Origin of the sequence: Streptomyces sp. Ncost-T10-10d (genome assembly GCF_900091955.1) — a bacterium.
Classification (GTDB): domain Bacteria; phylum Actinomycetota; class Actinomycetes; order Streptomycetales; family Streptomycetaceae; genus Streptomyces.
The window spans coordinates 18044-30261 of sequence record NZ_FMDF01000175.1; the positions used below are offsets into that span (position 1 = coordinate 18044).

Annotated in this window: 9 protein-coding genes and 1 pseudogene; 6 read left to right on the top strand and 4 right to left on the bottom strand. The window is 69.8% G+C overall.

The window, feature by feature from the left end; all coding sequences use genetic code 11:
- Positions 1 to 202: 202 nt before the first annotated feature.
- Entirely contained in the window at positions 203 to 466 is a 264-nt protein-coding gene (locus tag GA0115254_RS31635; protein WP_030927001.1) for a WhiB family transcriptional regulator, read from the bottom strand.
- Positions 467 to 1165: 699 nt separating this feature from the next.
- Between GA0115254_RS31635 and GA0115254_RS31645 the strand changes: the two genes are divergently transcribed.
- Genes GA0115254_RS31645 through GA0115254_RS31655 form a run of 3 tightly spaced genes read left to right on the top strand, consistent with a single transcriptional unit; the run spans position 1166 to position 4000 of the window.
- A complete protein-coding gene (locus GA0115254_RS31645; RefSeq protein ID WP_093898704.1) occupies positions 1166 to 1705 on the top strand; it encodes a cysteine dioxygenase in 540 nt (179 codons plus the stop codon).
- A gap of 13 nt (positions 1706 to 1718) precedes the next feature.
- Positions 1719 to 2675 (top strand): 2-phospho-L-lactate transferase, encoded by a 957-nt coding sequence (gene cofD, locus GA0115254_RS31650; RefSeq protein WP_093898756.1) that lies wholly within the window; start codon positions 1719 to 1721, stop codon positions 2673 to 2675.
- Positions 2672 to 4000: a coenzyme F420-0:L-glutamate ligase gene (locus GA0115254_RS31655; RefSeq protein ID WP_093898705.1), complete on the top strand. Its 1329-nt coding sequence runs from the start codon at positions 2672 to 2674 to the stop codon at positions 3998 to 4000. The genes cofD and GA0115254_RS31655 overlap by 4 nt, the downstream gene beginning before the upstream one ends.
- A 63-nt stretch (positions 4001 to 4063) precedes the next feature.
- Here the strand turns inward: GA0115254_RS31655 and GA0115254_RS31660 are convergent, their stop codons facing one another.
- From GA0115254_RS31660 to GA0115254_RS31670, 3 genes are all read right to left on the bottom strand, one after another.
- Entirely contained in the window at positions 4064 to 5062 is a 999-nt protein-coding gene (locus GA0115254_RS31660) for a DNA-3-methyladenine glycosylase family protein (protein WP_093898706.1), read from the bottom strand.
- Positions 5063 to 5336: 274 nt separating this feature from the next.
- A complete protein-coding gene (locus GA0115254_RS31665; protein WP_093898707.1) occupies positions 5337 to 6428 on the bottom strand; it encodes a mannose-1-phosphate guanylyltransferase in 1092 nt (363 codons plus the stop codon).
- A 124-nt stretch (positions 6429 to 6552) separates the two neighbouring features.
- Positions 6553 to 7890 carry a peptidoglycan recognition protein family protein gene (locus GA0115254_RS31670; protein ID WP_093898708.1) on the bottom strand — a complete coding sequence of 446 codons (1338 nt, stop codon included), beginning with the start codon at positions 7888 to 7890 and terminating at the stop codon, positions 6553 to 6555.
- Positions 7891 to 8027: 137 nt separating this feature from the next.
- On the opposite strand from GA0115254_RS31670, the gene GA0115254_RS31675 reads away from it, so the two are divergent.
- The 3 genes and pseudogenes from GA0115254_RS31675 (at position 8028) to GA0115254_RS31685 (ending at position 12201) form a co-directional block, all read left to right on the top strand.
- The gene (locus GA0115254_RS31675) at positions 8028 to 8780 is read left to right on the top strand and encodes a TIGR03089 family protein (RefSeq protein ID WP_093898709.1); all 753 of its coding nucleotides are present in this window, start codon (positions 8028 to 8030) and stop codon (positions 8778 to 8780) included.
- Between the two features lie 171 nt (positions 8781 to 8951).
- Positions 8952 to 10202 (top strand): annotated as a pseudogene (locus GA0115254_RS31680) (LCP family protein); the annotation flags it as partial.
- Positions 10203 to 10425: 223 nt separating this feature from the next.
- Entirely contained in the window at positions 10426 to 12201 is a 1776-nt protein-coding gene (locus tag GA0115254_RS31685) for an LCP family protein (RefSeq protein WP_093898711.1), read from the top strand.
- Positions 12202 to 12218: the final 17 nt, after the last annotated feature.

The following is a 12218-nucleotide window of genomic DNA, read 5'->3' on the forward strand; positions in this document are numbered from 1 at the left end:
CACTAACGGTACGGATAACCGCGGTGCCGCCGAGCGGTTGAACGAGGGCCGTGACGGGGCGGTGGTGCAGCGGCGGCGGGCACAGTGATGGCCCGTCGCCTGCGGGGGGGGTGCAGGCGGCGGGCCGTGATCGGTCGCGGTCCGGTGGGCGGGGCCGGCGCGCGCGTCGTACGCGGTGTTCTGTTGTTCCGGTGGTCCGCGGTCAGACGGCGGCCTTCTTCAGGCGGCGCCGTTCACGTTCCGAAAGGCCGCCCCAGATTCCGAACCGTTCATCATTGGAAAGCGCGTACTCAAGGCATTCGGACCGGACTTCACAGGCGAGACAGACCTTCTTGGCCTCGCGGGTGGATCCGCCCTTCTCGGGGAAGAAGGACTCGGGATCGGTCTGGGCGCACAGTGCGCGCTCCTGCCAGCCGAGTTCCTCGTCCGCGTCCTCGACCAGCAGTTGCTGGAACAGCTCGGTCATGTGCGCCCCTCGTCTGTCTCTCGCGTCCCCGTGATGCAGCCGTTACTGATTGCGGCCGAACGACACGAGTGAAATTACAAGTGTGTAGCTCCAGGCCAGTCAAGCGAAGATCTGCTATTGGCCCCGGTATTCACTCTGCGGAACCAAGGGTATGCGGAAAGTGTGCAAATCACCAAAAACCTGACATATGCCACGGGACTCACCGCGCCCCTTCTCTCGCCAAGAGAGACGACCGGGGCCGCCCTCATGTTTCGATTCGATCACCGAAGCGATCAAGATCACAGTCGGGTCACGAGGCCCCAATGACGTTTGGGGGCGCGGTTGATGCGCCACATCTCCGCCACGACGGCCGCACAAACCTTTCCCTGTCCGCAGTAACCGGATGAGGTGAAACATTACCCCCAAATCGGGCATTGAGTTGACAGCGGGGGATTGAGCCGGTCTCCTTGACTGCATGCCAGCGACCGCAGCGATGTACGCCACCCACGTCCGTGGGTTCCGCACCGCTGTCCAGGCGCGCTGTTGCTGTTCCAGCTGTCACAGCTGTTGATGCCATAGGGCACCAGCTCTGATCCAGCTCCTCCTTTGCAGAGCTTCTCGCAGAGCGTCTCGGTAGAGCTTCCTCTCTGCACCTCCACGGCTCTCCGGTCTTCGAGACACCCCGCACATGCACCCCCAGGCCGAGGAATCACCGCTTCCATGAACAGCGACAGCGACCTTCAGATCGCCGGCGACATCCTTGAGGTCCAACACCTCCTCCAGCCGGCCCGCGAGCACCCCTCCACCGTGGCCGAGTTCGCCGGACTCGCCCGCAGCATCGCCGCCGACCGCGCGCAGTGGGCACCGCTCGTCCGGTACGACACCACCACCCGCTGGTACCACCGGCTGCGCACCGTTCCCCGGACTCCCGGCTCCCCTCGAGCAGGCCGGACCCCACTTGGTTACGAGGTCTGGCTGCTGAGCTGGGTGCCCGGCCAGGGCAGCGGGCGCCACGACCACGGGCCGTCCTCCGGCGTACTGACCGTCCTGGAAGGTCAGTTGACCGAGCGGACCGAGCGCGGGACTCGGGCGCTGGACTCGGGCGCGCAGCGCGTCTTCGCACCCGGCTATGTGCACGAAGTGGTCAACGACTCTCTCGAACCGGCCGTCAGTCTGCACATCTACTACCCGGGTCTGACCGAGATGCCGATGCACACCGCGCAGTGCGCCCCGGCGGCCATGGATGTCGTACCTGCCTGACAAACTGCTGTGCATGCGCATTGTGGTTCTGGCCGGCGGTATCGGTGGTGCTCGTTTTCTGCGTGGCCTCAAGCAGGCCGCGCCCGACGCGGACATCACGGTGATCGGCAACACCGGTGACGACATCCATCTGTTCGGGCTGAAGGTCTGCCCCGACCTCGACACCGTGATGTACACCCTCGGCGGTGGCATCAACGAGGAGCAGGGCTGGGGGCGTACGGACGAGAGCTTCCAGGTCAAGGAGGAGCTCGCGGCCTACGGCGTGGGGCCCGAATGGTTCGGGCTCGGCGACCGCGACTTCGCGACGCATATCGTCCGCACCCAGATGCTGGGCGCGGGCTATCCGCTGAGCGCCGTCACCGAGGCGCTCTGTGCGCGCTGGAAGCCAGGGGTCCGGCTGCTGCCGATGTCCGACGACCGGGTCGAGACACATGTAGCGGTCGACATGGACGGCGAGCGCAGGGCGATCCACTTCCAGGAGTACTGGGTGAAGCTGCGCGCCTCGGTCGAGGCGCAGGCGATCGTGCCGGTCGGCGCCGAGCAGGCCAAGCCGGCGCCGGGCGTGCTGGAGGCCATCGCCGAGGCCGATGTCATCCTCTTTCCGCCGTCCAACCCCGTCGTGTCGGTGGGGACGATTCTTGCCGTGCCCGGCATCCGGGAGGCGATCGCCGAGGCCGGGGTACCGGTCGTCGGCCTCTCCCCCATCGTCGGGGACGCGCCCGTGCGCGGCATGGCGGACAAGGTGCTCGCCGCGGTGGGCGTCGAGTCGACGGCTTCGGCCGTGGCCACGCACTACGGTTCCGGGCTGCTCGACGGGTGGCTCGTCGACACGGTGGACGCCGGGGCGGTCGACGTGGTGGAGGCCGCAGGCATCCGCTGCCGTTCCGTGCCGCTGATGATGACCGATGTCGACGCGACGGCGGAGATGGCCCGGCAGGCGTTGGTGCTGGCCGAGGAGGTACGGGCGTGAGCGCCGAGTCCTCCGGTTCTTCCCCGGCGCCGTCCTACCGGGTCTGGGCTCTGCCCGGGATGCCCGAGGTGCGGGCCGGGGACGATCTGGCGAAGCTGATCGCCGCCAGCGAGCCGGGGCTGGCCGACGGCGACGTCCTGCTGGTCACCTCGAAGATCGTCTCCAAGGCGGAGGGCCGGATCGTCGAGGCCACCGACCGGGAGGCGGCGATCGACGCCGAGACGGTACGGGTGGTGGCGCGGCGCGGCACGCTGCGGATCGTCGAGAACCGGCAGGGTCTCGTCATGGCCGCGGCCGGGGTCGATGCCTCGAACACCCCCGCCGGAACGGTGCTGTTGCTGCCCGAGGACCCGGACGCTTCGGCGCGCGCCATCCGGGACGGGCTGCGGGACACCCTCGGCGTCGAGGTCGGAGTCGTCGTCACGGACACCTTCGGGCGCCCGTGGCGCAACGGGCTGACCGATGTCGCCATCGGGGCGGCCGGGGTCCTGGTGCTGGACGATCTGCGCGGCGGTACGGATGCGTACGGCAATCCGCTGAGCGCGACCGTGGTCGCCACCGCTGATGAGCTGGCCTCGGCAGGCGATCTGGTCAAGGGCAAGGCTTCGGGGCTGCCGGTCGCCGTGGTGCGGGGGCTCGGTCATGTCGTGGACCCGACGGATTCAGCGGGCGGCGCCCGGGCGATGGTGCGGGTCGCGGCCGACGACATGTTCCGGCTCGGTACGTCGGAAGCGGTACGGGAAGCGGTGACCCTGCGGCGTACGGTGCGCGAGTTCACCGACGATCCGGTGGATCCCGGGGCGGTGCGGCGGGCCGTGGCCGCGGCGGTGACGGCGCCGGCACCGCACCACACGACGCCGTGGCGGTTCGTCCTGCTGGAGTCCGAGGAGTCGCGGACCCGGCTTCTCGACGCGATGCGGGACGCCTGGATCGCGGACCTTCGCCGGGACGGCCGGAACGAGGAATCGATCGCGAAGCGGGTGCGGCGGGGCGATGTGCTGCGCCGGGCGCCGTATCTGGTGGTGCCGTGTCTGGTGATGGACGGCTCCCACACGTACGGGGACGAGCGGCGGGACACCGCGGAGCGCGAGATGTTCGTGGTCGCCGCGGGTGCGGGTATCCAGAACTTCCTGGTGGCGCTGGCGGGCGAGCGGCTCGGCTCGGCGTGGGTGTCGTCGACGATGTTCTGCCGCGATGTGGTGCGTGAGGTGCTGGACCTGCCGGATTCGTGGGATCCGTTGGGGGCCGTCGCGGTGGGGCGGGCGGCGGTCCGGCCCGTGGCTCGGGTGGGGCGGGATGCGGAGCGGTTCGTCGCGGTGCGGTGAGGTGACTCGATGGAAACGCCGGGTCGGATGAAGACGCCGGACGGACCGCTGGGGCCTCTGCCGTTACAGGCGCGCGATGTCGCCCCGGGTCATTCGAGGGGCCCGGCGGGGTGGGGTGTGGCCTGACAGGAGGATGAGGCGGGTGGCTCGGTGGCGTTGGCCCTCGTAGGGGGTGAGGAGGGCCAGCATCTCTTCGTCGTCGGCGTTTCTGTTGCCTGCCAGGGCGTGGCCGACGATGCCGGGGAGGTGGAGGTCGCCGACCGTGACCGCGTCCGCCGCGCCGTTTGACCGTTGGAGGGTCTCGGCCGAGGTCCAGGGGCCGATGCCGGGGATCAGTTCCAGGCGGGCCGTGGCCTCCGGGAGCTCCATGGCGGCCGCCTCCTCCAGCCGGCGGGCCACGCGTACCGCGCGCAGGATCGTGGCCGAGCGTTTGGCGTCGACGCCCGCACGGTGCCATTCCCAGGACGGGATCAGGGACCAGGCGCGGGCGTCCGGCATGACGTGCAGGCCGAGGGCGGCGAACGCGGCGTGGTCCGTGGGGCCGGGCGCCGGGGTGCCGTGCTTGCGGACCAGGTGGCGCCAGGCGCGGTAGGCCTCGTCCGTGGTGACCTTCTGTTCGAGGATCGACGGGATCAGGGACTCCATGACCAGGCCGGTGCGCAGCAGGCGCAGGCCGGGGCGGCGGTGCCGGGTCAGGGCGAGCAGCCGGTGGCGCGGGCGGAAGGCGTCCGGGTCGTCCGTCGCGCCGAGCAGCGTCGGGAGCCGGTCCAGCAGCCAGGGTGCGCCCGGTCCCCAGGCCGCCGCCTCGATCCGGCCGGCCCGGGCCGTGACGCGGAGGGTTCCGGGGCCCGCAGGTGTGCGGCCGGCCCGCCAGACGGCGCCGTCCCGGGTCATCCGGAAGGTGGGGTCGGCGGGGCCGCGGCGCAGCGGGCCGAGGATCAGGTGCAGGTCGAGCGGGCCGGGCGGGGTCCAGTCGCGGGTCAGCGCGTCCGTCGCCGGAGCCGCCGCCTGGTGGGGGACGGCCGCGCGGGGGGCACTGCGGGGTGCGAATCGTCCTGCCACGATGAGGTCCTCGGTCGTCGGGGGTGCCTGTCGAGGGTAACGACCTCACCCGCGATTGGCAGTGGGAGAAGGAGCGGTGCCTGGGGCCTTCGAATCCAAGGCGGAGGAGGGAGTGATGGCGGAGCCCTCGCGACTGACGACAACGCGGGAGGCGGAGGAGGGAGTGATGGCGGAGCCCTCGCGACTGACGACAACGCGGGAGGCGGAGGTCCCAGGCGCTGCGACGCCGCTGCCAATCGTGGGTGAGGTCGTAAGCGCAGTGGCGGGTGCGCGGTTATTCGTCGGACGAGAAACGCACCGCGGCGTCCGGCAGGACCGCCCCGCACCAGATGCGGATGCCGTCGCGCAGTTCGTTGTCGGCGCCGACCCGGGCCCCGTCCCCGATGACCGCGCCGGTCAGCACCGTACGGCTGCCGATCCTGGCACCGGCTCCGACCAGCGAGTCCGTGATCACGGCTCCCGGTTCGACGACCGCGCCGGCCAGGACCGCGGAGCCGTCGATCCGGGCTCCTTCGCCGATCAGGGCGCCCTCTGCGATGACCGTACCGCCGCTGAGTTTCGCATCGGCGGCGACGGAGGCCGTCGGCAGGACGAGCTGGTCGCCGCACCGGCCGGGGACGGCCGGTGAGGGTGCGCGGCCCAGGACCAGGTCGGCGGAGCCGCGTACGAAGGCCTGCGGGGTGCCGAGGTCCAGCCAGTACGTGGAGTCGACCATTCCTTGAAGGTGTGCGCCGGAGGCGAGCAGGCCGGGGAAGGTCTCGCGCTCGACGGAGACCGGCCGGCCGGCCGGGATGGTGTCGATGACCGACCGGCGGAAGATGTACGCCCCCGCGTTGACCTGGTCGGTGACTATCTCCTCGGGCGTCTCGGGCTTCTCCAGGAACGCGGTGACCCTGCCGCTGCCGTCCGTCGGTACGAGACCGAACGCGCGCGGGTCCTCGACCCGGGTGAGGTGGAGGGAGACATCCGCTCCGGATGCGGTGTGCGAGGCGACCAGCGTCCGGATGTCGAGGCCGGTGAGGATGTCGCCGTTGAAGATGAGCACCGGTTCGTCGGGGCCTGCGGTGAGCCGGGACGCGACGTTGCGGATCGCTCCGCCGGTGCCGAGCGGTTCGCGTTCGGTGACGTACTCGATGTGGAGACCGAGCGACGAACCGTCCCCGAAGTACGGTTCGAAGACCTCCGCCAGATAGGACGTCGCGAGCACGATGTGCTCGACCCCGGCGGCCCGGGCGCGCGCCAGCTGGTGCGTGAGGAACGGGACGCCCGCCGCCGGAACCATGGGCTTGGGAGTGTGCACCGTGAGCGGGCGCAGCCTGGTTCCCTTGCCGCCGACCAGGAGGATCGCTTCTCTTGCCTCTGTCACAGCACTGACTCTGCTTCCTGGTGGGGCCTGGCCTGGTTTCGGCTGGCCAGTGTATGCAGACCGGTCCGGTCGTCCCCGGTCAGCAGCTCGCAGCGGTCCGCAGCAGCCTTCCGCGGTGTTCCGTTCAGCGGCCCTGCAGACGGGCTGAGCTGGTCCGGACCGAGCCGAGCTGCTTGTAGAGACGCGCTCCGGGGCATTCGGTTGCGAAGCCGTCCCGATGGCCGGAGATGACGTTGAGTTTGACCTTCTTGCCCTTCTTGAACTTGTTCCCGCCGCCCGAGACGAGTGTGGTCCTGCCCCGTGGGTCGGCTCCGGACAGGCCGAGCTTCCATGCGGTGAGCTTCGCGATGGCGTTCACCGCGGCGGCGGGCGGGTTCGAGCCGGTGAAGGTTCCGAGCACCGCGATGCCCGTGGTGTTGCTGTTGAAGCCGCGTGTGTGCGCGCCCAGGACGGCCTTCGTCACGCCTCCGGCACGTCCTTCGTAGATGTTTCCGCACGTGTCGACGGCGAAGTTGTAGCCGATGTCGCGCCAGCCGCCGCTCTTGACGTGGAAGCGGTAGATGCCTCGCAGGACGGAGGGCGCCTGGGTGCACTTGTAGTTGTTGCCCGTGGCGCTGTGGTGGATGAACGCGGCCTTGACGCTCTTGGTGTACACGAAGGCGGGCTCCCTGAGCTTCTCGTCGGCTCCCCAGCCCTTGCGGGTGATGATGCGCGGCCGGGGTCCGATGTACGGCTGGGAGCCGGGCGCGAGTCCGGCCTCCGCCTCGCTGCGTGCCTCGGTCTCCGCCCTGCTCAGGGCGGGGAGCACGCTCCCGTCGAGCGGTGTGGTTCGGCCGTCGCCGGTATCCCCGGCCTCGGCGCCCGCCGCGGGGAGCGGCTTCGGGTCCTTGCCGGGGTCGACGAGTTCGAGGCGCAGACCGGTGGGCAGCGGTACGGCGGGGGCGTTCCGGTCCTGCGGGTCGGTGGATTCCGGGTGTACGCGGACCGCGACGCCGTCCGATTCGCCCACCCAGAGCGGGGCGGTGGAGCCCCGGACGGTCCCGGACTCACGCTCGGCGCTCCCGGGGTCCGCGGCATGCTCGGCGTTGTGCGTCTCCAGGTCCTGCCAGCCCGACCAGCGGGTGGTGCCGATGGCTCGGGTGCGGACCTGGACGGTGCCGCGGAGCTCGGTGTCCACGTCGTCCCAGACGACGCCGACCATGGAGAAGGGGCGGACCTCGTGCTCGGACAGCCCCTGTTCGGCGGCCTCGGCGGTCCGGGTGGGTTCGCCGGTGGCCCGGCCGGACGGTGCCGGCAGCGGCGACAGCGGCAGGGACTGCGTCGATCCCGGCACATCGGGGGGCTCGACGGACTCGGCGGGGGCGGTGTGGGTGTCGGAGACGGCGCCCGCGGGCACGGCCAGCGGCAGTACGAGAACGGCCGCACAGGTGACACCGATCGAGGATGCAAGGAAGGCACGCATACGAACGATCCTGGGCACACTCCAACAACTCCGGCTACCGGGGTATCTCCGCACAATTGACGGTCTGACTGCCGAACCGGTGTACCCGGCGTCCGTCGGCCCGCCCCGGCCCGGCACCGCCGCGTACTCTTGCGCGGATGAACGCCACCGACCGCACCCCCGCCGACCTGCTGCGTTCCGCGCTTGCCACGGACCCGGCCCGCCCCTTGGTCACTTTCTACGACGACGCCACCGGAGAACGCGTCGAACTGTCGGTGGCCACCTTCGCCAATTGGGTGGCCAAGACCGCCAACCTTCTGCAGGGCGACCTCGCCGCGGAACCCGGCGACCGGCTCGCCCTTCTGCTGCCCGCGCACTGGCAGTCCGCGGTCTGGCTGCTCGCCTGTTCCTCGGTCGGCGTGGTCGCCGATGTGCAGGGCGACCCGGCCGGCGCCGACCTCGTCGTCAGCGGCCCGGACACATTGGAGGCCGCGCGCGCCTGCCGCGGCGAGCGGGTCGCCCTGGCACTGCGCCCGCTGGGCGGCAGGTTCCCGCAGGCACCCGAGGGTTTCGCGGACTACGCGGTCGAGGTGCCGAGCCAGGGCGACCGGTTCACCCCGTTCGCACCCGTGGACCCGGACGCCCCCGCGCTGGCGGTGGGCGGTGTCGAGCTGACGGCGGCGCAACTGCTGGCGCGGGCCCGCGAGGATGCGGCCGGTCTCGGCCTGACCGCCGGGTCGCGGCTGCTGACGGGACGTACGTACGGCACCTGGGAAGGCCTGAGCGCGGGGCTGTTCGCGCCGCTGGCAGCCGGGGGGTCCGTGGTCCTGTGCCGGCATCTGGGGCAGCTGGGCGAGGACGGACTGACGAAGCGCGTCCAGAGTGAACGGGTCACCAACACCGCGGTATGACAAGCGCCCTGAGGACCACTCGTCCGGCCCCTACCGGTCGAGTCCCCAGGGCTGCGCTTCAACTCCGGTACATGATCGGCGGTACAGACCACTCGGGACACAACCAAGCGTGAGGTTCAGCCGTCTACTCCTGCGACCGGCGGCCCAGCGCGCCGCCGAACGTGAAGGATGGACGCAAACGTGAGCGAAAGCGCCGGCCCGCCGGACGACTCCGACGACTCGGCTGCGGGCGAGGGCAAGTCGCAGGCCGGGGACGGCTCCGGCGCCGCCCCGGAGCCCCTCGCCGGGCACAGGCGCCGCTGGCTGCGCTGGACCGCGCTCGGCGTCTCGTTCGTGGTCCTGGCCTCCGCGGGCGTCGGCTGGTGGCTGTACAGGAAGCTCGACGGAAACATCAGGACCGACACCTCGGCGGCCGCCGAACTGAAGGTGTACGAGCGGGAGCGACCCGCCTCCGTGGTGCACGACGCGGAGAACATTCTGCTCATCGGCTCCGACAGCCGGGCCGGCGACAACCGCAAGTACGGTCGTGACGACGGCGGCAGCCAGCGCTCGGACACCACGATCCTGCTGCACCTCGCCGCGGACCGGAAGAGCGTCACAGCGATGTCCCTGCCACGCGACCTGATGGTGGAGATCCCGGTCTGCCACAAAGCGGACGGCACGGCCACGAAGAAACAATTCGCCCAATTCAACTGGGCCTTCGAGTTCGGCGGCACCGCCTGCACGACCCGTACGGTCGAGAAGCTGACCGGTGTCCGGATCGACCACCAGATGGTCGTCGACTTCAACGGCTTCAAGGACATGGTCGACGCCGTGCACGGTGTCGAGGTCTGCCTCAAGAAGCCGGTCGATGACGCCGACGCCCATCTGAAGCTCCCCGCCGGGCGCCAGAAGCTCAACGGCGAGCAGGCGCTGGGGTACGTACGGGCCCGCAAGTCCATCGGCAACGGCAGCGACACCGAACGGATGGACCGCCAGCAGCAGTTCCTGGGCGCGCTGGTGAACAAGGTGCAGAGCAACGGTGTCCTGCTCAATCCGACCCGTCTCTACCCGGTGCTGGACGCGGCCACCAAGGCGCTGACCACGGACCCCGGCCTGGACAGCCTCAAGGACCTGTACGAGCTGGTGCGCGGCCTGCGCGAGGTACCGACCGACAGGGTGCAGTTCCTGACCGTGCCCCGGCAGCCGTACATCGCCGACCCGAACCGGGACGAACTCGTCCAGCCCGACGCGAAACGCCTTTTCAAGCGGCTGCGCGAGGACACTCCGGTCGCCGTGGTCCCGGCGGACCGGCTCAAGGATGACGACGGGAAGAACAACGGGAAAAACAATGCCGCGATCGATACGCCGGACGCTACGGGCCCGACTCCCACACCGACCTATTCGGGCAACAACGCGGCGGCCGACCTGTGCAAGCAGTAAAGCAATTCCCAAGCAGAAGCCGGTGATCGGCGTGTATTGAGCAGAATGACCAGTTGTAAGGACCGTGGAATTTGTCACGCTCGTCGCTCGACGCCGAACTGGGCCGATAGTGTGACGCGATCCGGTGCTTCCGGCCGCCAGGCCGCGCACTTCTGGAGCGAAAGATCGAGCGCCTGATCGGGGGAGGCGCCTCGCGTGGCACCGACGGAGGACTCAAGAAACCGTGGATGCGCAAAGCCGTGGGCGGGCGGATGAAATCGACCCCGCAGACCAGTGGGTTCTCAACCCGCACACCGGCGATTACGAACTGCGACTGAATCATTCCGGAGCGGATTCGGCCGGCACTTCCCAGTCATCCGGTCCGCGTATCCCTCATCGCAGAAGGCCGGTCCGCGACGGTGGCGGCGAGCGCAGAGGCACGGCCCGTGACGGGCACGGGTCCGCCCCGCGGCGCGAGGTACCGGGGCAGCGAAGCCGCCGTTCGGCCAATGGCCCGCGCGGCCAGGAGGATTCGGGCCCCGACGAGAGCACGGGCCGCCGCAGCCGCAAGGCCCCCAAGGCCCGCCGCAAGAAGGCGCTGATGTGGACGGGCGGTGTGACGGCCTTCGTCCTGGTCGGCCTCTCGGTGGGCGGCTACGCGCTGTACCAGCACTTCAACGGCAACCTGAACACGGTCGACGTGGGCGGCGCCGGCAACAAGAACGTCTTCGACAACGACGCCCCGGTCAACATATTGATCATCGGGACCGACAAGCGCACAGGTAAGGGCAACGAGGGATACGGCGACAAGGGGAGCGTCGGCCACGCCGACACCAACATCCTCTTCCACGTCTCCAAGGACCGCACCAACGCGACGGCGCTGAGCATCCCCCGCGACCTGATCACCGACATCCCGGACTGCAAGGTCAAGCAGCCGGACGGCTCAGAGAAGGTCGTCCCGGGTACGCCGAACGTCCGCTTCAACCAGAGCCTCGGCCAGGAGGGCCGTAACCCCGGCTGCACCATGGAGACGGTCAAGCAGATCACCGGTCTGAAGGTCGACCACTTCATGATGGTCGACTTCAACGCGGTGAAGGAGCTGTCCACGGCGGTCGGCGGGGTCGAGATCTGCCTGGCCAAGCCGGTCAAGGACCCGGACTCGCACCTGGACCTGCCGGAGGGCAAGCACCGCATCCAGGGCGAGGACGCCCTGGCGTTCGTACGGACCCGGCACAGCTTCGGCAACCATGGCGACCTGGACCGGATCAGGGTCCAGCAGCAGTTCATCGCCTCGATGATCCGGCAGATGCAGTCGAGCGACACCCTGACCAGCCCGACCAAGCTGTACAAGCTGGCGGACTCGGCGACCAGGGCACTCACCGTCGACACCGGCATCGGCACGGGGAAGAAGCTGGCATCGCTGGCCCAGGAGCTCAGCAAGGTCAACACGAGGAACATCACCTTCGTCACTGTGCCGGTGCTGGACAACCCGGCCGAGAAGGTGAAGGCCACGGTCGTGCTGAACCCGGCCAAGGCCGACCCGCTGTTCGCCATGATGCGCGAGGACACCTCGCTGACCGAGGTGAAGTCGCAGAAGAAGGCCGCGAAGAGCAAGCAGGACGCGCTCCTCAAGGGCTCCAAGGCGGCCGCGGGCGACGTACGCGTCGATGTGTACAACGGCGGCAAGGTGCCCGGCGCCGCACAGGCGACCGTCACCTGGCTCCAGAACGAGCAGGGTGTGCTCAAGTCCACCAACAAGGCCAACGCCCCGGCGAAGGCCGAGAAGACCACGCTGGAGTACGCGCCGAACCAGGCGGACCAGGCCCGCGCGCTGGCCGCCATGATGGGCCTGCCCGGCTCGGCCATGAAGCAGGGCGCCACGGACGCCGAAGGGCTCCAGGCGATGGTCCTGACCCTGGGGGACGACTTCAAGGGCGCGGGCACTCCCATCACCGGGCCGGCAAAGGTGCCGGCCGACATTCAGCAAGCAAACGCCGACAAGGCAGAGTGCGCCAAGTGACACCGGGTCACTGCGCG

Bases quoted from the DNA above. Each gene is read 5' to 3' on its own strand.
- GA0115254_RS31635 (WP_030927001.1), bottom strand. From the start codon at position 466: ATGACCGAGCTGTTCCAGCAACTGCTGGTCGAGGACGCGGACGAGGAA.
- GA0115254_RS31645 (WP_093898704.1), top strand. From the start codon at position 1,166: ATGAACAGCGACAGCGACCTTCAGATCGCCGGCGACATCCTTGAGGTC.
- cofD (WP_093898756.1), top strand. From the start codon at position 1,719: ATGCGCATTGTGGTTCTGGCCGGCGGTATCGGTGGTGCTCGTTTTCTG.
- GA0115254_RS31670 (WP_093898708.1), bottom strand. From the start codon at position 7,890: ATGCGTGCCTTCCTTGCATCCTCGATCGGTGTCACCTGTGCGGCCGTT.
- GA0115254_RS31675 (WP_093898709.1), top strand. From the start codon at position 8,028: ATGAACGCCACCGACCGCACCCCCGCCGACCTGCTGCGTTCCGCGCTT.